This is a genomic window from Oceanisphaera avium (assembly GCF_002157875.1).
GTDB lineage: Bacteria > Pseudomonadota > Gammaproteobacteria > Enterobacterales > Aeromonadaceae > Oceanimonas > Oceanimonas avium.
Genome location: NZ_CP021376.1, coordinates 195,576 through 215,693, shown reverse-complemented (window position 1 = coordinate 215,693; position 20,118 = coordinate 195,576). Strand labels below are relative to the sequence as shown.

General features: G+C 48.4%; 20 protein-coding genes and 11 tRNA genes. 4 read left to right on the top strand and 27 right to left on the bottom strand.

Going from position 1 to position 20,118, the window contains the following annotated elements:
- Window positions 1–10: 10 nt before the first annotated feature.
- The 27 genes from phoB to CBP12_RS00885 form a co-directional block, all read right to left on the bottom strand.
- Window positions 11–700, bottom strand: a complete 690-nt coding sequence (gene phoB / locus CBP12_RS01015) for a phosphate regulon transcriptional regulator PhoB (protein ID WP_086962108.1) — start codon at window positions 698–700, stop codon at window positions 11–13.
- A 202-nt stretch (window positions 701–902) separates the two neighbouring features.
- The gene (nadA, locus tag CBP12_RS01010; protein ID WP_086962106.1) at window positions 903–1,964 is read right to left on the bottom strand and encodes a quinolinate synthase NadA; all 1,062 of its coding nucleotides are present in this window, start codon (window positions 1,962–1,964) and stop codon (window positions 903–905) included.
- 194 nt (window positions 1,965–2,158) lie between these two features.
- A tRNA-Lys gene (locus CBP12_RS01005) sits at window positions 2,159–2,234 on the bottom strand.
- A 29-nt stretch (window positions 2,235–2,263) separates the two neighbouring features.
- Window positions 2,264–2,339 (bottom strand) — tRNA-Val (locus tag CBP12_RS01000).
- A 17-nt stretch (window positions 2,340–2,356) separates the two neighbouring features.
- Window positions 2,357–2,432, bottom strand: a tRNA-Lys gene (locus CBP12_RS00995).
- Window positions 2,433–2,461: 29 nt separating this feature from the next.
- A tRNA-Val gene (locus CBP12_RS00990) sits at window positions 2,462–2,537 on the bottom strand.
- 17 nt (window positions 2,538–2,554) lie between these two features.
- Window positions 2,555–2,630: transfer RNA gene (locus tag CBP12_RS00985), tRNA-Lys, on the bottom strand.
- Between the two features lie 29 nt (window positions 2,631–2,659).
- Window positions 2,660–2,735 (bottom strand) — tRNA-Val (locus tag CBP12_RS00980).
- 17 nt (window positions 2,736–2,752) lie between these two features.
- A tRNA-Lys gene (locus CBP12_RS00975) sits at window positions 2,753–2,828 on the bottom strand.
- A 29-nt stretch (window positions 2,829–2,857) separates the two neighbouring features.
- A tRNA-Val gene (locus tag CBP12_RS00970) sits at window positions 2,858–2,933 on the bottom strand.
- Between the two features lie 52 nt (window positions 2,934–2,985).
- Window positions 2,986–3,061, bottom strand: a tRNA-Val gene (locus tag CBP12_RS00965).
- A 52-nt stretch (window positions 3,062–3,113) separates the two neighbouring features.
- Window positions 3,114–3,189: transfer RNA gene (locus CBP12_RS00960), tRNA-Val, on the bottom strand.
- 17 nt (window positions 3,190–3,206) lie between these two features.
- Window positions 3,207–3,282, bottom strand: a tRNA-Lys gene (locus tag CBP12_RS00955).
- 162 nt (window positions 3,283–3,444) lie between these two features.
- Complete coding sequence (gene ybgF, locus CBP12_RS00950; RefSeq protein ID WP_086962104.1) at window positions 3,445–4,239, bottom strand: tol-pal system protein YbgF; 795 nt, start codon at window positions 4,237–4,239, stop codon at window positions 3,445–3,447.
- Window positions 4,240–4,254: 15 nt separating this feature from the next.
- Complete coding sequence (gene pal / locus CBP12_RS00945) at window positions 4,255–4,788, bottom strand: peptidoglycan-associated lipoprotein Pal (protein WP_086962102.1); 534 nt, start codon at window positions 4,786–4,788, stop codon at window positions 4,255–4,257.
- A gap of 27 nt (window positions 4,789–4,815) precedes the next feature.
- Window positions 4,816–6,114, bottom strand: a complete 1,299-nt coding sequence (gene tolB, locus CBP12_RS00940; protein ID WP_198341828.1) for a Tol-Pal system beta propeller repeat protein TolB — start codon at window positions 6,112–6,114, stop codon at window positions 4,816–4,818.
- A gap of 2 nt (window positions 6,115–6,116) precedes the next feature.
- Window positions 6,117–7,280, bottom strand: coding sequence for a cell envelope integrity protein TolA (tolA, locus tag CBP12_RS00935; RefSeq protein WP_086962097.1), 1,164 nt, complete (start codon window positions 7,278–7,280; stop codon window positions 6,117–6,119).
- Between the two features lie 7 nt (window positions 7,281–7,287).
- A complete protein-coding gene (gene tolR / locus CBP12_RS00930; protein ID WP_086962095.1) occupies window positions 7,288–7,713 on the bottom strand; it encodes a protein TolR in 426 nt (141 codons plus the stop codon).
- Window positions 7,713–8,393, bottom strand: coding sequence for a protein TolQ (tolQ, locus tag CBP12_RS00925; protein ID WP_086962093.1), 681 nt, complete (start codon window positions 8,391–8,393; stop codon window positions 7,713–7,715). Before tolQ ends, tolR begins: the two co-directional genes overlap by 1 nt.
- Entirely contained in the window at window positions 8,383–8,793 is a 411-nt protein-coding gene (gene ybgC / locus CBP12_RS00920; RefSeq protein WP_086962091.1) for a tol-pal system-associated acyl-CoA thioesterase, read from the bottom strand. The genes tolQ and ybgC overlap by 11 nt, the downstream gene beginning before the upstream one ends.
- 179 nt (window positions 8,794–8,972) lie before the next feature.
- Window positions 8,973–10,007 carry a Holliday junction branch migration DNA helicase RuvB gene (ruvB, locus tag CBP12_RS00915; RefSeq protein WP_086962089.1) on the bottom strand — a complete coding sequence of 345 codons (1,035 nt, stop codon included), beginning with the start codon at window positions 10,005–10,007 and terminating at the stop codon, window positions 8,973–8,975.
- 2 nt (window positions 10,008–10,009) lie between these two features.
- Window positions 10,010–10,615, bottom strand: a complete 606-nt coding sequence (gene ruvA / locus CBP12_RS00910; protein ID WP_086962087.1) for a Holliday junction branch migration protein RuvA — start codon at window positions 10,613–10,615, stop codon at window positions 10,010–10,012.
- 156 nt (window positions 10,616–10,771) lie between these two features.
- On the bottom strand, window positions 10,772–11,293 hold the full coding sequence (gene ruvC / locus CBP12_RS00905; RefSeq protein ID WP_086962085.1) for a crossover junction endodeoxyribonuclease RuvC: 522 nt from the start codon (window positions 11,291–11,293) through the stop codon (window positions 10,772–10,774).
- Window positions 11,294–11,417: 124 nt separating this feature from the next.
- The gene (locus tag CBP12_RS00900) at window positions 11,418–12,158 is read right to left on the bottom strand and encodes a YebC/PmpR family DNA-binding transcriptional regulator (protein WP_086962083.1); all 741 of its coding nucleotides are present in this window, start codon (window positions 12,156–12,158) and stop codon (window positions 11,418–11,420) included.
- Between the two features lie 65 nt (window positions 12,159–12,223).
- On the bottom strand, window positions 12,224–12,661 hold the full coding sequence (gene nudB / locus CBP12_RS00895; RefSeq protein WP_086962081.1) for a dihydroneopterin triphosphate diphosphatase: 438 nt from the start codon (window positions 12,659–12,661) through the stop codon (window positions 12,224–12,226).
- Window positions 12,662–12,663: 2 nt separating this feature from the next.
- Window positions 12,664–14,466 (bottom strand): aspartate--tRNA ligase, encoded by a 1,803-nt coding sequence (gene aspS, locus CBP12_RS00890; RefSeq protein ID WP_086962079.1) that lies wholly within the window; start codon window positions 14,464–14,466, stop codon window positions 12,664–12,666.
- A 442-nt stretch (window positions 14,467–14,908) separates the two neighbouring features.
- Window positions 14,909–16,282 carry an MATE family efflux transporter gene (locus tag CBP12_RS00885; RefSeq protein ID WP_086962077.1) on the bottom strand — a complete coding sequence of 458 codons (1,374 nt, stop codon included), beginning with the start codon at window positions 16,280–16,282 and terminating at the stop codon, window positions 14,909–14,911.
- Window positions 16,283–16,436: 154 nt separating this feature from the next.
- Between CBP12_RS00885 and CBP12_RS00880 the strand changes: the two genes are divergently transcribed.
- From CBP12_RS00880 to CBP12_RS00865, 4 genes are all read left to right on the top strand, one after another.
- Entirely contained in the window at window positions 16,437–17,282 is an 846-nt protein-coding gene (locus tag CBP12_RS00880; protein ID WP_086962075.1) for a DUF72 domain-containing protein, read from the top strand.
- 264 nt (window positions 17,283–17,546) lie between these two features.
- Window positions 17,547–18,275: a carboxy-S-adenosyl-L-methionine synthase CmoA gene (gene cmoA / locus CBP12_RS00875; RefSeq protein ID WP_086965256.1), complete on the top strand. Its 729-nt coding sequence runs from the start codon at window positions 17,547–17,549 to the stop codon at window positions 18,273–18,275.
- Between the two features lie 62 nt (window positions 18,276–18,337).
- Window positions 18,338–19,345, top strand: coding sequence for a tRNA 5-methoxyuridine(34)/uridine 5-oxyacetic acid(34) synthase CmoB (cmoB, locus tag CBP12_RS00870; protein ID WP_086962073.1), 1,008 nt, complete (start codon window positions 18,338–18,340; stop codon window positions 19,343–19,345).
- Window positions 19,338–20,111 (top strand): ATP-dependent zinc protease family protein, encoded by a 774-nt coding sequence (locus CBP12_RS00865; RefSeq protein WP_086962071.1) that lies wholly within the window; start codon window positions 19,338–19,340, stop codon window positions 20,109–20,111. The genes cmoB and CBP12_RS00865 overlap by 8 nt, the downstream gene beginning before the upstream one ends.
- Window positions 20,112–20,118 lie beyond the last annotated feature (7 nt).

Here is a 20,118-nt window from a genome sequence, read left to right as displayed (position 1 = left end):
TAGCTTAGCCTCAAAGGCGAGTGGAAAAACGATAACCGGCGCCGCGCACCGTTTGAATAAACAAATGGTGCTGCGAGTGAGAAATGGCTTTGCGCAGGCGTCTAATGTGCACATCTACGGTTCTGTCTTCCACATAGACATTGGTGCCCCACACATTATTTAATAACTGCTCGCGGCTATAAACTCGCTCGGGGTGCGTCATAAAAAAATGGAGTAATCGAAACTCGGTAGGGCCTAACTCAAGTTGTTGATCATGAGCACTGACTCTATGACTCACCGGATCTAACTTCAGTCCTTGTACTTCGATAATGTCGTCAACGGCCGTGGGCGCCACGCGGCGTAATACCGCATTTAAACGCGAAGTCAGCTCTTTTACGGAAAAGGGTTTGGTAATGTAATCATCGGCGCCCACATCTAGGCCTTTTATTTTATCTTCTTCTTCGGCGCGCGCGGTCAACATCACAATCGGTATGTGGCGAGTATGCTCATTTTCTTTCAGCTGCTTAATTAACTTGATGCCGCTGCCACCAGGTAGCATCCAATCTAATAAAATAAGCTCAGGGTAGGGCTCTGTAAGCAGACTCAGCGCTTGCTGGTAATCGCCTGCGGGCTCAGGGATAAAGCCTTTTTGTTCTAACATCAAACACAACATATCACGAATGGCGACTTCATCTTCTACCACGAGAATTTTTCGCGTCATCTCACTATCCTTAATCTGACTTGTGTATGACCATTATTAGCAATCAGTGTGACAGTTTTATGAATTAGCGTCATTTGAATATTATTTACGGCGAGCAGCCACTAAAAAACCGGCGTGAGAGCACTCGACGCCGGTTTTTTAACGTTATTGGCCAGCTAGGTTATTTAGCTGATACCAAGCAGCAGCGCTCCTTAGCAAAGTGCTATATATTGCTCTGCACTTTTAGGCGCAGCTGTGCGGCAAAGTTAAGCATGCGCTCCAGTGGGATCATGGCTTTAATACGCGTGGCTTCATCAACGTGAATTTCATGACTGCTGCCGCCATCGCGCAGCGCATCACGAATCGACTCTAAGCCATTCATCGCCATCCACGGGCAATTAGCACAGCTTCGACAGGTCCCACCATTTCCCCCAGTGGGGGCAGCCACTAGCTCTTTATCAGGGCAGGCTTGTTGCATCTTGTAGAAGATACCCTGATCGGTGGCCACAATCAGTTTGTTATTAGGTAAGCTTTGCGCCGCTTTAATCAACTGACTGGTAGAGCCTACCGCATCGGCCAGCGCAATGACCGACGCCGGAGACTCTGGGTGGACTAATACCGCCGCTTCGGGATATTGTGCCTTAAGCTCTTTTAGCGCTTTAGCTCGAAACTCATCGTGCACAATGCAAGCCGCTTGCCAACGGAGCATTTCGGTACCGGTTTCTTTTTCAATGTAGGCACCTAAATGGCGATCGGGCGCCCAAATAATTTTGTGGCCTTCGCTGTCTAAGTGCTCAACAATTTCTAGCGCTATGCTAGAGGTCACCACCCAGTCGGCGCGCGCTTTAACGGCGGCCGAGGTATTGGCGTACACCACCACCGTATGATCAGGGTGATTATCACAAAATTCAGTAAACTCATCTGCCGGGCAGCCCAAATCTAGCGAGCACTCAGCTTCAAGAGTAGGCATCAGCACGGTTTTTTCAGGACTTAAGATCTTAGAGGTTTCGCCCATAAAGCGCACCCCGGCCACGATCAGCGTTTTAGCGCTATGCTCTTTACCAAAGCGCGCCATCTCTAAAGAGTCGGAAACACAACCTCCGGTTTCTTCGGCAAGTGCTTGAATAATAGGATCTGTATAATAATGCGCTACTAATACCGCATTACGCGCAATAAGCAGTTCTTTAATTTCTGCTGTCAATTCCCGCTGCTGATCAACCGTCAGCGCAGCCGGCTTGGCGGGAAATGGATAATCAAATTCGTAAATATCAACAGCTTCAGTCATAACAAGTTCCCGTGTTCCATCCGGATTGCTCAAGAGCCAGCATTATAACGCTACTGACCAAGTAACCCAAATCTTGTGACCATTAAGCATAAGTTGGCAGGGAACAAGCACCATTTTGCTAATTTTTAATACATACAGGGGGATGAAATGGTTTTGGAAAATAAATTGCAAGATGGGGAGGAGTAATAAGGGGATGGTGGGGCATGCGGGATTCGAACCTGCGACCAATTGATTAAAAGTCAACTGCTCTACCAACTGAGCTAATGCCCCGATAAATCGGTATTATTTACTGCTAAATATGGTGGGTGATACTGGGCTCGAACCAGTGACCCCCTCCTTGTAAGGGAGGTGCTCTCCCAGCTGAGCTAATCACCCTGGGACTGTCTTAAATCTGGTGGGGCATGCGGGATTCGAACCTGCGACCAATTGATTAAAAGTCAACTGCTCTACCAACTGAGCTAATGCCCCGATAAATCGGTATTGCTTACTGCTAAATATGGTGGGTGATACTGGGCTCGAACCAGTGACCCCCTCCTTGTAAGGGAGGTGCTCTCCCAGCTGAGCTAATCACCCTGGGACTATCTTAAATCTGGTGGGGCATGCGGGATTCGAACCTGCGACCAATTGATTAAAAGTCAACTGCTCTACCAACTGAGCTAATGCCCCGATAAATCGGTATTACTTACTACTAAATATGGTGGGTGATACTGGGCTCGAACCAGTGACCCCCTCCTTGTAAGGGAGGTGCTCTCCCAGCTGAGCTAATCACCCTGGGACTGTCTTAAATCTGGTGGGGCATGCGGGATTCGAACCTGCGACCAATTGATTAAAAGTCAACTGCTCTACCAACTGAGCTAATGCCCCGATAAATCGGTATTACTTACTACTAAATATGGTGGGTGATACTGGGCTCGAACCAGTGACCCCCTCCTTGTAAGGGAGGTGCTCTCCCAGCTGAGCTAATCACCCTGGGCTTTCAGTTAGCGTTTCGCGGTGGGCTAAACCCTAACTTTACTTAATTTGGTGGGTGATACTGGGCTCGAACCAGTGACCCCCTCCTTGTAAGGGAGGTGCTCTCCCAGCTGAGCTAATCACCCTGGGATTTCAGTTAACGTTTCGCAGTTGGCTAAACCCTAACTTTATTTAATTTGGTGGGTGATACTGGGCTCGAACCAGTGACCCCCTCCTTGTAAGGGAGGTGCTCTCCCAGCTGAGCTAATCACCCTGGGACTATCTTAAATCTGGTGGGGCATGCGGGATTCGAACCTGCGACCAATTGATTAAAAGTCAACTGCTCTACCAACTGAGCTAATGCCCCAATTTTTGTTACTTTTTAGCCAGCAAGTACACTTATAAAGCTCCCCTGCCAACGGCGGCCTATATTACGGATTTTATTTTTCGGTGCAACCGCTAAATCATCATTTAATACTGTTTGCTTAAGGAGTGAGCACTACTACTGCCAAACTTCGCTAAATAGGCGCTATAACTTTTCTAAAGCTTGCTTAGCGGAGCCTGCGGAGCTACTACTGCCATACTCACTTAATACTTGTTCTAAATATAATTTTGCTTTGGCATTATCATTTTGTTGCTGGGCAATCAGCCCAAGCTTTAATAACGACTCGGCGCGCTTTGTGGACTGTGGATACGCTTCTACTACCCGAGCAAACTGCGACTTAGCTTGATCGTAACGCTTTTGGGCAAATAGTAGCTGCCCTAACCAATAATGAGAGTTAGGAACATAGTTCGACTCTGGATATTGGGTAATAAATCGGGCAAACGCCGGAATGGCCGCCGCATAGTCTTTATCTTGTAACACTAAATTCACTGCGTGATCGTAAGCGGCCTGCTCATTACCATGGCTGGTAATGGAGCTTTCACTGTCTTGCGCCTTAGCTTGCTCAGGAGCGGCTTGCTCGGGTGCGGCCTGAGTTTTAGTCTGGCTGGTTTTTTTTTCAGGCTCAGCAGTACGCTTTTGCGCACTGTCTGCCAAGTCTTGAAGCTGTAATAAAATATCGCGCTGGCGATCAATTACTTGCTCAAGCCGATGACCTTGCTCTTCTAGATTACCGCGCAGCTCGTTAACTTCTCGCTGTAGCGAGTTAAGCTGATTGTGTTGGGTTATTTGAGATTGGCTACGAGCATTAAAAGCCCGCTCTAATTCTGCTAATCGTTCATTTACAGAGCCGCTGCCACCCACACTGCCTACTGGCGCTTGCGCCAAGCAGGCGGTGGATAAAACAGCGGCCATCACTATGGCCGCTAATTTATAGGTCATAAAAGTAATTAAACCTTAATAAACCAGAACCGCACGACGGTTCTTAGAGAACGCAGACTCGGTATGTGAGGCATCCACTGGCTTTTCTTCACCGTAGCTAACGATAGCCAACTGAGCACCGCTCACACCTAAGCTCTGCAAGTAACTGGTCACTGCTTTAGCACGACGCTCACCTAAAGCAATGTTGTATTCTGGTGTGCCACGCTCATCTGCATGGCCTTCCACTAAAATACTCACAGATGAGTTAGCACGCAAGTAATTAGCGTGTGCTTCTAGTACTTGCGCATAATGGCCGCTCACTTCGTCTTGGTCAAATTCAAAGTAGATGACATTTTCACGACGTAATTGCTCATACTGCTCACGCATTTGCTCTTCAGCAGACATAGCGCCGCCATTTTGCATGCCACCCGTTTGGATACCGCTACCCCCTTCTTGATAGCTGTCATCCATGCCACCCACACCGTCTGAGTCAGAAGTGGAGCTACATGCGGCAAGCGTTAACATCGGCAGGGCAATGGCCAGACTCTGCAGCAATTTCTTCATTTGCATTTTGATTTCCTTTCGTTTGTTTTTAGTTTAGTTAAGGTACGGTGACCATGCCGGTGCACGAACATCACCATTTCGTGCTGGAAGCCTGGCCTTAAAGCGACCATCCATAGACACCAAAGACAGCACTTGGCGGCCTTGATAGGTGGTACTATAGATAATCATAGTGCCGTTTGGAGCTGGGCTGGGCGACTCATCGAGTTGTGTTTCGGTTAACACTTGCAACTGTCCTCCATCCAAATCTTGACGAGCAATACGGTATTTCCCTTGTGCGCGGCTAACTAGCACTAAGCTTTTGCCATCGCCCGTAACACGTGGGCCTAAATTAGTGTCACCTTGAAAGGTAACGCGGCGAGTATCACCGGAGTTCACATTGGCTTGGTAAACTTGTGGTTTACCACCGCGCTCAGACACAAAGTAAATAGACTGACCATCGGCCGCCCAGGTGGGCTCGGTATCGATACTGCGGTTATTAGTAATACGCTTATATTGTTTATTCGCTAAATTGAGCACATACACTTCTGGCTGGCCATCACGAGATAATACCAAGGCTAATTTGCTGCCATCCGGTGAAAACTGGGGCGCACCATTAATGCCCCGCTCAGAACTCACTACTTGGCGCTGCTGGCTATAAATATCTTGTACCACAATTTCAGCTTTCTTATTTTCAAAAGACACATACGCCAATTTGCGGCCATCAGGTGACCAAGCAGGTGACATTAACGGCTCGCGAGAGCGCAGTAATAACTGCTCATTAAAACCATCGTAGTCGGCAATTTTTAGCTGATACGGAAAGTCAGCCCCATGCTGAACATTCACATAAGCAATGCGAGTTAAAAACGCCCCTTTAATGCCGGTGAGTTTTTCAAAGGCAATATCCGCCATGCGATGCGCATATTGGCGTAATTGGTTAGCGGGTACAGTGGCGGTGCGACTTTCCATAAGCTCAGCGCCGTCTTGACCCAACACATCGGCTAACTCAAAGCTAATGCGATATTGATTATTACCCGCCGGCTCTATGGTGCCTACCATGACCGCATCCACTTGGTGAGCACGCCATAGGTTAGGATCTAATTCATTCGCACTGGCCACATTTTGCGGCAAGCGATTGCGATCGAGTGGACGAAACATACCACTGTTTCTAAAGTCATTAGCCACCACCTCGGCTAAGTCTTGAGGCATTTGTCCGCCGCCCGTCCACTTAAAGGGTACGACGGCTACCGGGCGAGCACTGTCGGTGCCGCCTGTTATCTCAATATCAAAGGCTGCATTAGCCTGTGCCGTTAACAATAACAGCGGTATCCATAACCACATCCATCGTTTTCTCATCACTATAGCCTCGGTTTCAGAGTTAAGTTTAAGTTCTGTATTTGCTTAATGAGTTCAGCGTTTTTGGGCATCGGCAAGGGGCTGGCTTTACGAATTGCCACAATGCCTGCCTGACATACGGCCCTATCGCCACTGCCCTCACCCACTTGTAACACTAAGCCATCGGCGGCTAAGCGCACATTAACCACACATTGTTTGCCTTGCATGGTGGAACTCACTTGAAAGTGGCGTTCAACCGCTTGCTGGATCATGGCTCTGGCTTGATCAATCTCACCTTGAGAAGGAGCAACAGGTGCGCTGCTCTTACCCAAGTCATCTCCCATCATAGCTTCTAGGTCTTTGAGTGCTTGATCACTGGCGGCTTTCTTCGCTTGAGCCTCTGCTTTGGCTTTCGCATCGGCCGCCGCTTTGGCTTTAGCCTCGGCGTCTGCCTTAGCTTTCGCATCAGCCGCCGCTTTGGCCTTAGCCTCGGCGTCTGCCTTAGCTTTCGCATCAGCCGCCGCTTTGGCCTTAGCCTCAGCTTCTGCCTTAGCTTTCGCATCAGCCGCCTTGGCTTTAGCCTCAGCCTCTGCTTTAGCTTTCGCATCGGCCGCGGCTTTGGCTTTGGCCTCGGCTTCTACCTTAGCTTTCGCTTCTGCTTGTGCTTTGGCCTCAGCTGCTGCCTTTTCTTCAGCCAGTTTTTTTGCCGCTAATGCTTTAGCTTCATCGGCTTTCGCTTGTGCCGCCTTCGCTTCGGCGGCCGCTTTTGCCTGTGCCGCCGCTTTTTCTTCAGCAGCTTGCTTTTCTTGAGCGGCTTGTCGCTGCTCGGCTATTTTTTGTTGTTCTGCTTGAGCAGCCGACTTAGCTGCTGCGACCGCTTGTTCTTGCGCGGCTTTTTCCGCCTCTGCCTGCGCTTTCGCCTGTGCAGCGGCTTGAGCTTCGGCCTTAGCTTGTGCCGCCGCTTCCGCGGCTTGGTTTTGGGCACGCTCGGCGCGCATCGCTTCTAACTGTTTGGCCTGCTGAGCCATCATGCCACTGTCAATCATAGTGGCTTCAATAATGGAGGCGGGCTGTGAGGGTCGCTGCGGTGCTTTAAAGTCCAAGCCCACCAACAACACCAAACCCACTATCACATGCAGTGCAAATGAAATAATAATGGCTTTTTTAATACCGCCTTGCTGAGTCATCACCGCTTTATGACTCCGGCTGCGTCATCAAACCCACACTGGGTACACCGGCCGCTTTTAAGGTTGCCATTAATTTGATTACAGCGTCATAGGGCACCTGAGCGTCGCCTTTTACCACCACTGGGGATTTAGGCGTGATCTGCAGTTGGCTCATGACCATGTCAGCCAAGGCTAACAAGTCCATGGCTTGATTGTTATTGTCGCCAATATCCAAATAATAAACGCCATCTGCATCCACCGAGGCTACCAAGGGCTTATCACTGTCCTCGGGCATCATTTCTGCTTCAGCTTGAGGTAAGTCCACATTCACCCCTTGGGTGATAATGGGCGCGGTGGCCATAAAAATAATTAATAGCACCAACATAACGTCTATGTAGGGCACTACGTTTATTTCGGCAACACTCTTACGTCGTCTGCGTTTATATCCTTGCATCATGCCTTACCTGCCGCCACTTGGCGGTTTAAGATAGTGGAAAACTCATCCATAAAATTGGCCAGATGATTCTCTTGACGCTCAACTTGATAACTAAAACGGTTATAGGCAATAACCGCCGGTATAGCAGCAAATAAGCCCAGTGCAGTGGCGATTAAGGCTTCCGCAATCCCTGGGGCCACCATAGAGAGCGTGGCTTGTTGCACTTCAGCCAGCGCAATAAACGCATTCATTATGCCCCACACAGTACCAAACAAGCCGATATAGGGGCTGATAGAGCCAATGGTAGCCAGCATTGATAAGTTGGTTTCTAGCCGGTCTACTTCTCGCGATAACGCCACTCGCATGGTGCGATAAGTGCCATCTAACAAGCTCTCTTGAGAACGACCTTGTTTTTGTAAGCGAATAAACTCTTTAAAGCCGGCATAAAATATTTGCTCCATGCCTGCTAAGTCATCGCGGCGAGCATTACTTTCATGATAAAGCCGACTTAAGTCTGAGCCTGACCAAAATTTATCTTCAAAGCTCACTGAGTCTTGCTGAGCAGTGGTCAATATTTTGCGGCGATTAAAGATCATCGCCCACGATAATACCGACATGCCAAGCAACAACAGCATGACAAATTTAACTAATAAGCTGGCCTGTAAAAACAGACCTAAAAACGATATTTCAGCATGCACCTGATATTACTCCCATCAGCGGCTCAGGAATGGCAAAGGGTTTCATTTGAGCAATTTGAACACATGCAATCAGCACGGTTCCCCGCACCAGAGAAAGGCCCGCATCATCCAGAATTTCTTGCTCAAACACAATAGAGGCACGTTTAAGCTTTTTCACCGTCACGGTGACGGTTAGTGCATCATTAAAGCGTGCTGGCTTTAACATATCCAGTTCCACCTTACGCACCACAAATGCTACGCCTTGGGCAAGTAAGGTGTCTTGCTCTATATCGAGCGCGCGTAACCATTCGGTACGCGCTCTTTCCATATATTTCAAATAATTAGCATTATAAACAATACCACCGGCATCCGTATCTTCGTAATAAATACGCACCGGCCAAGTAAAGACTGTATTAGACATGATTCGTTCAGCCATGTGGGGCCAAAAAGGATAAGTTACTATACCTGACAGAAATTTAGGTGAGAAGACAAGCAACAAGAACGACGACAATTCTCGGCAGGGTACACTTTAGGCAGTACGCCTTACGTTAACAGCAGAAAGCTTATTTTATTTAACGTAAGGCGTACAAGGTGGGTCGGTTAGCGGGGTAAGGGCGGCGCTGCCAAGCGCCCTTCAGGTAATTCAAAGCCAAAGTGTAAATAAGCACGCGGGGTCGCCATGCGCCCACGAGGAGTGCGCTGTAAGAAACCTTGTTGGATCAAAAATGGCTCTATGACATCCTCAATGGTTTCTTTTTCTTCCCCAATGGCAGCGGCTAAGTTATCTAAGCCCACCGGGCCGCCCATAAATTTATCAAGCAGTGCGATTAACAGCTTACGATCCATATAATCGAAGCCTTGTTTATCTACATCCAGCATATCGAGCGCTTGAGCGGCAATATCGACATTAATCTCGCCACTGCCTTTAACTTCGGCAAAGTCACGTACGCGGCGCAATAAGCGATTAGCAATACGCGGTGTTCCGCGCGCCCGACGTGCCATTTCATAAGCGCCGTCATCATCAATGACTAAGCCAAGCTTATTAGCGCTACGACTTACAATGTGGGCCAAATCGGCCACTTGATAAAACTCCAGTCGTTGTACTATGCCAAACCGATCGCGCAGCGGTGAAGTAAGTGAGCCGGCGCGAGTGGTGGCACCCACTAGGGTAAAAGGCGGTAGCTCTAATTTAATAGAGCGCGCCGCTGGCCCCTCACCTATCATAATATCGAGCTGATAATCTTCCATCGCGGGATACAGAATTTCTTCCACAACCGGACTTAAGCGGTGGATCTCATCAATAAACAAGACATCGCCGGCCTCTAAATTGGTAAGCATGGCCGCCAAATCACCGGCTTTTTCTAGCACTGGCCCCGAGGTGGTTTTAATGCTCACCCCCATCTCCAGCGCCACTATATTTGCCAAGGTAGTTTTACCTAAACCCGGTGGGCCAAAGATCAATAAGTGATCGAGCGCTTCTTCTCGACGGCGTGCCGCTTCAATAAAAATTTCCATTTGGCTGCGCACATGATCTTGCCCTCGATACTCAGAAAGACTGCGTGGGCGAATGGCGCGATCCACTAACTCTTCTTCCACAAGCGGGGCGGGATCAATAAAACGGTCGGCTTCTATCATGCTTATACCTGATTACGGAGCGCTTCGCGGATCAACTGCTCCACGTCGAGCTCGGGCTTGGCAATCTTAAGGATCATGGCTTCAGCGGCAGCAGGCTTATAACCCAAGGCCTGCAAGGCAGCAATGGCTTCATTTTTTGCGCCATCTATTTGGCCAGCTTGAGTTACGGTGTCGGGTGCAGGATTAAAGAGATCATAGCCACCAAAGTTTTTAAGGCGATCGCGCATTTCTACAATCAAGCGCTCGGCGGTTTTTTTACCCACTCCAGGCAATTTCACTAAGGCTTTTATATCGCCTTGATCAATATGATAAATAAATTCGTCGGCGGTCATACCCGACATAATACCGAGCGCCAGCTTAGGGCCCACACCATTGGTTTTAATTAACTCACGAAATAAGGCACGCTCGGTCTTAGTATTAAAACCAAATAATAGCTGTGCATCTTCACGTACCACAAAGTGAATAAGCACAGTAGCGCTCTCGCCTACCTTAGGTAAGTCGTAAAAACAACTCATGGGCAAGGTCACTTCATAACCCACGCCGTTAATATCAATTAAGATCTCAGGCGCTTGTTTTTCAACAATGATGCCTTTTAAGCGACCAATCACACCCTTCTCCTCACACTTGGTAATGGCCGAAGAATAATCAATAACTGGATGAATATCCAGTAAACAAAGCTAGATGCCTTACGCTGCAAGCCGTAAGTGAAAGATAAACATCCTTGTCTGCCCTAAACGTACGGCGTAGCACGTACGGCGCTGTGTTCAGCGTAGCCTGCCGCGCACCGTACTTTTAACGTGACCCGCCATGCTGATCAAACTTTGATAAGTATGACCATGACACAAGGCCACTGCTAAGCCATCAGCGGCATCTTCTTGAGGAGTCCCCGGTAAGCTTAAGATCCGCACCACCATGTGTTGTACTTGAGCTTTGGCCGCCCCGCCTTGTCCTACTACCGCTTGCTTAATTTGGCGCGCTGAATATTCCGCGACTGTGAGCCCCGCATTGGCCGCAGCCACAATGGCGGCACCTCGCGCTTGGCCAAGCTTTAAAGCAGAGTCAGGGTTTTTCGCCATAAAGACTTGCTCTATAGCGAATAAGTCCGGTTGAAATTGCAAAATAATCTCACTGACACCGTCATAAATTTTCTTTAGCCGCGGTGCCAGTTCAGTATCTGTCATACGAATGCAGCCCGAGCCAAGATAGGTCATTTTATTGCCCTCTTGGCGAACGACACCGTAGCCGGTGATCCGTGAGCCCGGATCTATGCCTAAGATAATGGCCATGAGTTAAAGCGATAAGCGTTAAGCGTTAAGCCATCGGCGAACAGCCAGAAAAAAGTAAAAAAACTCATGCAAGCGAGCTTCTCGCTTAGCCTTTCTGGCTGCTAACTTCAGGCTCAGCTCAAACTTACAGCAAGGCGGCCAACTCGTCGGAAATATCGGCGTTGTGATACACCTCTTGCACATCATCGGCGTCTTCTAGCATATCTACTAGTTTCATAAACTTAGGTGCCGTGTCTTCATCCAGTGGAGCACTGGTAGTAGGGATCATGGTCACTTCGGCATTCACCGCTTCTAATCCCGCTGCATCGAGCGCATCTTTTACTTGGCCAAAGGCTTCCCACTGGGTGTAAACATCAATAGAGCCATCGTCATTCACTTCTACATCATCGGCGCCCGCTTCCAGGGCGGCTTCCATTACCGTATCTTCATCGAGATCTTGATAGCTAATGACGCCTTTTTTCTCAAACAAATAGGCCACCGAGCCATCGGTGCCTAAGTTGCCGCCATTTTTAGAAAACGCATGGCGCACTTCAGCCACGGTGCGGTTACGGTTATCGGTCATGCACTCCACCATCACAGCGGTACCAGCAGGCCCATATCCTTCATAAATGACGGTTTCTAATGCTGCACCGTCTTGCTCACCGGCGCCACGTTTTACGGCGCGATCGACCGTATCGCGGGTCATATTATTAGACAGCGCTTTATCAATGGCTGCCCGCAAGCGAGGGTTAGTGCTGGCATCTGAGCCACCCTCGCGCGCAGCTGTAGTGAGCTCACGAATTAATTTAGTGAAGATTTTACCGCGCTGGGCATCTTTTGCCGCTTTGCGGTGTTTGATATTCGACCATTTACTATGACCTGCCATCAGATTTCTCCCTTAATGGGCTAAGCCCCCTGTTACCGGCTTAGCTTATGTAGCATAAAAATTATTTAGTCTAACTGAGCTTGGATTAGCCGCTCGATAGCCAACTTATTGGTCCAAGAGCTGGCTTGCTCTCGCGCCTGAGCTAAGGGCTGCCAACATTGAGCCTGATGCTCACTAAGCGTTACCGCTTGTTGATGGGGTAGACGAAAATAAAACTCATATTCCCAGTTATGAGTCACGCCGGGGCGATAACGATGCCGCCAGCGTGGATAAATTTCAAAGCGCACCCGCCGCCCAGTTTCAGACAGCTCACCATCTATGCCCACTTGCAACCCAGTTTCTTCAACTAATTCACGAACGGCGGCTTGCCAGCGAGTTTCACCCACTTCTAGGCTACCGGTCACCGACTGCCAAAAGTCAGGATTATCTAAGCGTTGCAACAGCAAGACGTGACTATCGGTGTGGATCAATACCAACACCGACTCTGGGTGCTTATAGGCCATAACTAGTGGTTTGCCTTATCGCTATCGTTAGCTTCTTCGGTTTTTAGCGGCAACTGCACTTTTAGCGCCAACTCAGTTAAGGAGTCGGGATTAGCAAGACTAGGCGCATCGGTTAACAAACAAGAGGCGGTGGTCGTTTTGGGAAAGGCAATCACATCACGAATATTATCGGTACCCGTTAACAGCATCACTAAGCGATCTAAACCAAAGGCTAAGCCAGCATGAGGCGGCGTACCGTACTTTAGAGCTTCAAGCAAGAAGCCAAATTTTTCTTGTTGCTCGTTGGCATTAATACCCAGTAAGCGGAACACGGTTTGCTGCATCTCGCTGTGATGAATACGTACCGAGCCACCGCCCACTTCGTAGCCGTTAATGACCATGTCATAGGCGTTGGCTAACGCGCTAAGAGGCGCGGCGCTTAATTGTTCGGCATTTAATTCTTTAGGGGCAGTAAAGGGGTGGTGCATGGCGTAGAGACGATCGTCCCCGGCTTCTTGTTCAAACATGGGAAAATCCACCACCCACAATGGGCGCCAGCTATCTTCAAATAAGTCTAAATCTTTACCCAGTTTTAAGCGCAGTGCACCCATGGCATCGCTTACAATTTTTGCTGAGTCGGCGCCAAAGAAAATAGCATCACCATCTTGGGCATCGGTGCGCGCTAATAATTCGCTCACGATATCGGCGTTTAAGAACTTAGCAATCGGCGATTGCACGCCCTCAAGACCTTGAGCTGCATCATTGACCTTCATCCATGCCAAGCCTTTGGCACCATAAATAGTGACAAACTTACCATATTCATCAATTTGCTTACGCGACAAAGCCGCGCCACCGGGCACTTTAAGTGCTGCCACTCGCCCTTTAGCATCGTTAGCCGGACCGGCAAACACTTGAAAGTCTATGTCTTTCACTAAGTCGGCAATATCCACTAACTCAGTAGCAATGCGCAAGTCTGGCTTGTCAGAGCCAAAACGACGCATCGCTTCTTCAAAGCTCATAATAGGGAAAGTACCTAAGTCTACGCCTAGTACTTCTTTCCATAAGCCGGTCACTAACTGCTCCATAATGTCGCGCACTTGCTCGGCGCTCATAAAGGAGGTTTCAACATCAATTTGAGTAAATTCAGGCTGGCGGTCGGCGCGCAAGTCTTCATCACGAAAGCACTTTACAATTTGATAGTAGCGATCAAAGCCACTCATCATTAATAACTGTTTAAATAACTGCGGCGATTGCGGCAAGGCATAAAAATAGCCTTTATGCACGCGACTGGGCACCAAGTAATCTCGTGCTCCCTCTGGTGTCGCTTTAGTTAACATCGGCGTTTCTATATCTAAAAAGCCGTGTTCATCCATAAAGCGGCGCACTAAGCTCGACACCTTAGCGCGCGTCATTAAATACTTGGCTTGCTCAGGCCGGCGCAAGTCTAAATAACGATATTTAAGGCGCTGCTCTTCTGAGTTATTTTGATTAAAATCCAGCGGCAAGGCTTCGGCACGGTTAATAATAGTCAGCTCATGAGCAAAAATTTCAATGGCACCGGTCGCCATGTCTTTATTTACTTGAGACTCGGGTCGAGCACGCACTATGCCAGTCATTTGAATACAAAACTCGGCACGTAAAGTAGAGGCTAATTCGTAAGCTTCAGCCTTATCTGGATCGAAAAACACCTGCACTACCCCTTCGCGGTCGCGCATATCGATAAAAATCAAACCGCCTAAATCACGACGGCGATTTACCCAGCCGCTAAGAGTCACGCTCTGGCCGACCAAAGCTGCGTCAACGTGCCCGCAATAATGAGTGCGCATGGAGTTTTCCTATTGTTTGTGGTGCACATTTAAGCGCACCGCATGAATTTCTGATGATATAGCGCGCTAGTATAAGGGAAAGCGGCAAGCTTGGTAAAATCTTAAAGGCCAGCACTCAGCGCCCAGCACCCAACGCTAAGCTAAAAGGAGCGGGGTAAGCTCAAAACAAACACTAAAATCTAGCGCCAGAGTTATTTTTACCATAGGAAAGAGGCTTGGCTCTCTCCTTCTGCCGTCTTACCGGGCTTGCTCCGGTATCTCGCTTTTTAAAATCTCAGCAGAAAAACCAGATCCTGATGTGCATCAGGATGACGGTATAAAGATAAACACCACCTCCTACCGTCTTATCGGGCTTGCTCCGGTATCTCGCTTTTTAAAATCTCAGCAGAAAACCAGCTCTTGCTGTACATAAGTATGTTGGCATAAAGATAATACCGCTTTTTTATAACTCGGGAATACACTTATTTAGCCCAACGCTGTGGTTAAGTTGGCTTAAACCCCGTTGATAACATTGCCATGACATCAGTCCCGCCGCCACATTACCCAGCAACACCCCTATATATAAGCCGCTCATGCCAGCTAAAGTAGCACCCAGCCAAAGAGCGGGGAGATAACAGACGAACAAGCGCAATATCGAAATCCATACTGCGCGCATCGGCAATCCCAGCGCATTACACACCGAGACCATTAACATGCACACCCCTAGTGCGGCATAACTCACCGGCACCCACAGCATATAGCTCATAAGATAGCGTTCACTATCAAGATCTGGCGCCAGCCAAGGGGCCAGCCAGCTGCGGCTCATTATCCAAACTAAGGCGATAATAACTTGCAAACCAATAACAAAGCGCACCGCCGTGAGCACTAAGCTGTGAACGCGGGTCAGTTGTTGAGAGCCCAATAAACGCCCTACCATAGGCGGTAGCGCCATGGTCAGCGCCAGTACAATCACAATAGAGAATAACTCTAAACGACTACCCAGCGTCCACGCCGCAATGGCTGCTCCGCCAAAGCCTGCCACTAAGCGAGTGGCCAATAAGGAGGCCAGTCCCGGCATCAACTGGCTAAGCATGGCCGGCACGCTGGTATTAAATATTTGCGCCAGCGCCTGCTTAATGGGCCATTGGCTGAGCGTAAAGTCCAGCCAATGGCGCTTTAAAATACGTGAATACATAATGGCCGAGCCAATTAAGCAGGCCACGATAGTGGCATAAGCGGCACCAGGTAAACCCCAACCAAAGGTAAAAATAAACAGCGGATCAAGCAGCATATTCACTAGGCTAGTGATCACCATCATCAGCCCCGGCAAGCGCGTATCGCCATTGGCTCTAGCAATGCTGCTGGCAAAATATAAGAACGCCCCCAACCAAGCACTGGTTAACCACGGCCACCAGTAAGACTCGGTATAGGGCAACAACTGTGCGTTGGCACCTAAAGCAGTAAGCAGCGGGACGCGCCATACACCAATAACGACACATAACAACAAAGAAACACAACATCCTGTAAGCACCACTAAGCCGGCCAGTTGGGTCGCGCGTGAGGTTTCTCCCGCCCCCAAGGCGCGAGAAATCAAGGCTGTGGAAGCAATACCAATTCCAATTTGTACGCCCACCAATAATTGCTGCATAGGCAAGGTAAAGCCCAGTGCCGCTAAAGGCTCCATGCCCAACATACTAATAAATACACTATCGACTAGCTGAAAGCTCATTAGCGCCACCACGCCAAACAGCATCGGCCAAGTCATGCTAAATAAAGCACGCGGCAATGACTGGTCAGCTAAATAGGGCTGTTGGACTTTATGGGAGGCGAGTGACATAACGATTGCGGGCTACGACTGCTAGAAATGGCCGCCTATGGTAGCACTCATTACTGCTTTATGTGATGCTCTTAAAGCGCCGTGCTGAGCACGCAGCGCTTAGCAAAAATATCTTTACTCCCTTAATTTAGCTTGGCGGTTGTTAAGGATGTCTATGTCGTCGTTATATATTGGCTTAAGTCAGTGGTCTCATCCTACTTGGCCCGGGCAATTAATAAGCAGTCATCGTAAAAACACCGAGTATTTACTCGACTACGCCAAGGTGTTTAATGCCGTAGAGGGTAACACTAGCTTTTATGGCGTGCCTGACACGGCCAGTTTATTGCGCTGGGACGCGCAAACGCCTGCCAATTTTCGCTTTACCTTTAAATTCCCCGCCACTGTGAGTCATCAGGGGCAATTAGCAGATAATATTACCCCCGCCCTCTCCTTTATAGAGCAGCTTGCGCCGCTTCGTGAAAAGCTGGGCATGCTGATGCTACAACTTCCCGCCGCTTGTGGCCCTGAGCAGTTAGCGGGCTTAGCACAACTACTTAGGGCACTGCCCAGCGACTTAGAATATGGCGTTGAAGTGCGCCATCCTGCCTTTTTTGCTAAGCAAGAAGCGGAGCGCGCCCTTAATCGCTTGTTAATAGAGCATAAAGTTAATCGTATTATCATGGACTCAAGGCCGGTATTTTCCTGCCCGCCCACCAGCGCAGCATTAGCGGATGCGCAGCAAAAAAAGCCGCAGGTGCCGGTGCATATCATTAGTACCGGCCACTCTCCGCTAGTGCGTTTTATTGGCCACCCCGTCCCTGATTATAATTTTCCTTTTTGGCAACCTTGGCTAGCCCGTATTCAAGATTGGCTTAAAGAGGGTAAGTCGGTGTATGTGTTTGTGCATACTGCCGATATTGAATTCTCGCCGCAGTTGGCGGCACAGATTGCCGCAGCGCTTAATCATCCATTGCCGCCTTTTCCTGGCCAAGCACCTAGTCCTCAAGGACAATTATTTTAAACGTTAAGATGATTTTTATTGCTTAATAAAAAATCTTTTAAAGCCGCGCTATCCCTGATGGCATGGGCGTTGCCTAAAATCCCAGCAATTTTTAATTTGCCACGCTAATGATTAATTCAACTCAAGTAATTTTAATAAAAACAACCGCTAAATTGCGCTATTTTCACTTAGGTTCAGCAAGACAAGCCACAACGCTTCTTTTACAATGACGACCATTAAATGCAGCTGAGGCTGTCATACATTACAGGTTATAAAACGCTGGCTATGTCACACACAGATCACATTTTTGCCGCTCCTATTGCTGAGCTTGGCGACTTTAACTTTGACCAAAAAGTAGCAGAAGTCTTTCCCGACATGATCAAGCGCTCGGTGCCGGGCTACTCCAATATTATTTCTGCGATTGGCATGATGACGGCGCGCTATGCCAAGCCTAACACTCAGTTATATGACTTAGGTTGTTCTTTGGGTGCCGCCACTCAAGAGATGCGCCGTAATGTTAATCAGCCAGGCTGTACTATAGTGGCGGTCGATAATTCAGCCGCCATGTTAGAAAGAGCCGCTAATCATTTGGCCTCTTTTAAGTCAGAGGTAGCAGTGGAGCTACGTGAAGCCGATATATGCGAGTTAGACATTAGTAACGCCTCGGTGGTGGTTTTAAATTTTACGCTGCAATTTATTGCCCCTCAGCAACGACTCCCATTATTAACGCGCATATATGAGGGGGTAAATAAAGGCGGCATATTAATTTTAAGTGAAAAATTTATTAGCCAAGACGACACCGTTAATGAGTTATTAATCGAGCTACATCATGATTTTAAACGCGCTAATGGCTATAGCGAATTAGAAGTTAGCCAAAAACGCACCGCTTTAGAAAATGTATTACGCCCCGATACGCCAGAGTTACATAAAGCTCGCTTACACGAAGTAGGCTTTAGCCATGTTGATATGTGGTTTCAGTGCTTTAACTTTGGCTCTATGGTCGCCATTAAATAACTACGCTATTTGCGTAGTGTATTCGGTGTAGTCTGCGAATTTAAGATAAATGGTTAGCTTTCATGATTGATTTTAGTGACTTTTACCAACAAATTGCCAAGTGTCGGCTCGCGCACTGGCTACATGTTTTGCCCGCTCAGCTCCATGATTGGCAAAAAAGCCACTTACATGGCGACTTAGCGCGCTGGGTGCGGGCTTTGCATAAGCTGCCCTATTTACCCACCGAGCGTATTGAACTGCTTGATAGCGTCAGCATTGGACGCCCAGGCGAGATAAGCTTGGGCGAGCAAAAAAAGATAACCAGCTTATTGGATCAGTTTCATCCGTGGCGCAAAGGGCCCTTTGAAGTCCATGGCGTACACATAGATACCGAGTGGCGTTCTGATTGGAAATGGCAACGGCTGCTTCCTCATATTAGCCCGCTAAAACACCGATATGTGCTAGATGTAGGCTGTGGTAGTGGTTATCACCTGTGGCGCATGCGCGGTGCGGGTGCCAAGATGGCGGTAGGCATAGATCCTTCACCCCTGTTTTTATGTCAATTTGAAGCCATTAAGCATTTCACTAATGGCTATAAAGGCATACAGCTATTGCCACTAGGTATTGAAGAATTACCGGAACTGCGCGCCTTTGATACGGTATTTTCCATGGGCGTGCTCTATCACCGAAAATCCCCTATCGATCATTTATTGCAGTTAAAAGCCCAACTGTGTGACGGCGGAGAACTGGTATTAGAAACCTTAGTGATCGATGGCGATGATCAGCAAGTATTAGTGCCCGGTGAGCGCTATGCCAAAATGCGCAACGTCTGGTTTATTCCAAGCTCTCAAGCCTTAGTCGGTTGGCTACAAAAATGTGGCTTTGAAAATATTAAAATAGTGGATGAAAACACCACTCAATTAGGCGAACAAAGACGCACCGATTGGATGCGTAATGAATCGTTGGCAGACTTTTTAGATCCAGAAGATGCCAGCAAAACTATAGAGGGTTATCCGGCACCTAAACGCACCATTATCATCGCCAATAAACCCTTTGACCCCCAACATCACCAAGAGGCTTCCTATGAATAAAGTTGCGGCATCCCTACTTATCCCCCTGTTGCTAACGGCGTGTGTTAGCCAGACTTCTCCGGTGGACGCACAACCTCAGCCTCAACCTATCACTGAGCCCGAACTCAAGGCCGGACTGTCCGGTCTTGAAACTCGGCTCTTAGCCAATATGTCAGAGCATAATCAACAGCTAAGCAATAATCACCATGCCTTTATGTCTGCATTGCAACAGGATATTAGAAACTTGAAAAAACAGATTAATCGCCCCGTAGTCGCCCCCCAACCTACACCCAGCGCAGAAAAAGAGTCTCAGCAGCGCAATAAAGAAGAAACCCTAGACGGTAAGTTAGTGGTGGGTGAAACCGAACAAGTGTGGTTGGATATTGTAAACGATGACTTTGCCGCTCGTATTGATACCGGTGCTACTACCTCATCATTAAGTGCGCAAGATATCACTGTGTTTGAGCGTGATGGTAAACCTTGGGTGAGCTTTAACATGGCGCACGAAGGTGTAGATGAAAAGCTACAAGTAGAAACGCCGCTGGTGCGCTATGTGCGGATCCGCCAAGCTTCTGCCGATGATGCCGATCGCCGCCCTGTGGTAGAGCTCACTATGCGCATTGGTAGCTTTACTGAAAAAACCGAATTTACCCTCACTGACCGTAGCCAAATGACCTACTCAGTGCTGTTAGGCCGCGAGTTCTTAAAAGACATTGCCGTGGTGGATATTGCTCGCCAAAACGTGCAAGGCAAGCCTTCACGTCCCACTCCTGTTAAAAGCGAGTAAGTAAATT

Coding starts and splice junctions, on each gene's coding strand:
- phoB (WP_086962108.1), bottom strand. CDS start 700: ATGACGCGAAAAATTCTCGTGGTAGAAGATGAAGTCGCCATTCGTGAT.
- nadA (WP_086962106.1), bottom strand. CDS start 1,964: ATGACTGAAGCTGTTGATATTTACGAATTTGATTATCCATTTCCCGCC.
- ybgF (WP_086962104.1), bottom strand. CDS start 4,239: ATGACCTATAAATTAGCGGCCATAGTGATGGCCGCTGTTTTATCCACC.
- pal (WP_086962102.1), bottom strand. CDS start 4,788: ATGCAAATGAAGAAATTGCTGCAGAGTCTGGCCATTGCCCTGCCGATG.
- tolB (WP_198341828.1), bottom strand. CDS start 6,114: ATGAGAAAACGATGGATGTGGTTATGGATACCGCTGTTATTGTTAACG.
- tolA (WP_086962097.1), bottom strand. CDS start 7,280: ATGACTCAGCAAGGCGGTATTAAAAAAGCCATTATTATTTCATTTGCA.
- tolR (WP_086962095.1), bottom strand. CDS start 7,713: ATGCAAGGATATAAACGCAGACGACGTAAGAGTGTTGCCGAAATAAAC.
- ybgC (WP_086962091.1), bottom strand. CDS start 8,793: ATGTCTAATACAGTCTTTACTTGGCCGGTGCGTATTTATTACGAAGAT.
- ruvB (WP_086962089.1), bottom strand. CDS start 10,007: ATGATAGAAGCCGACCGTTTTATTGATCCCGCCCCGCTTGTGGAAGAA.
- ruvC (WP_086962085.1), bottom strand. CDS start 11,293: ATGGCCATTATCTTAGGCATAGATCCGGGCTCACGGATCACCGGCTAC.
- CBP12_RS00900 (WP_086962083.1), bottom strand. CDS start 12,158: ATGGCAGGTCATAGTAAATGGTCGAATATCAAACACCGCAAAGCGGCA.
- nudB (WP_086962081.1), bottom strand. CDS start 12,661: ATGGCCTATAAGCACCCAGAGTCGGTGTTGGTATTGATCCACACCGAT.
- aspS (WP_086962079.1), bottom strand. CDS start 14,466: ATGCGCACTCATTATTGCGGGCACGTTGACGCAGCTTTGGTCGGCCAG.
- CBP12_RS00885 (WP_086962077.1), bottom strand. CDS start 16,282: ATGTCACTCGCCTCCCATAAAGTCCAACAGCCCTATTTAGCTGACCAG.
- CBP12_RS00880 (WP_086962075.1), top strand. CDS start 16,437: ATGTCGTCGTTATATATTGGCTTAAGTCAGTGGTCTCATCCTACTTGG.
- cmoA (WP_086965256.1), top strand. CDS start 17,547: ATGTCACACACAGATCACATTTTTGCCGCTCCTATTGCTGAGCTTGGC.
- cmoB (WP_086962073.1), top strand. CDS start 18,338: ATGATTGATTTTAGTGACTTTTACCAACAAATTGCCAAGTGTCGGCTC.
- CBP12_RS00865 (WP_086962071.1), top strand. CDS start 19,338: ATGAATAAAGTTGCGGCATCCCTACTTATCCCCCTGTTGCTAACGGCG.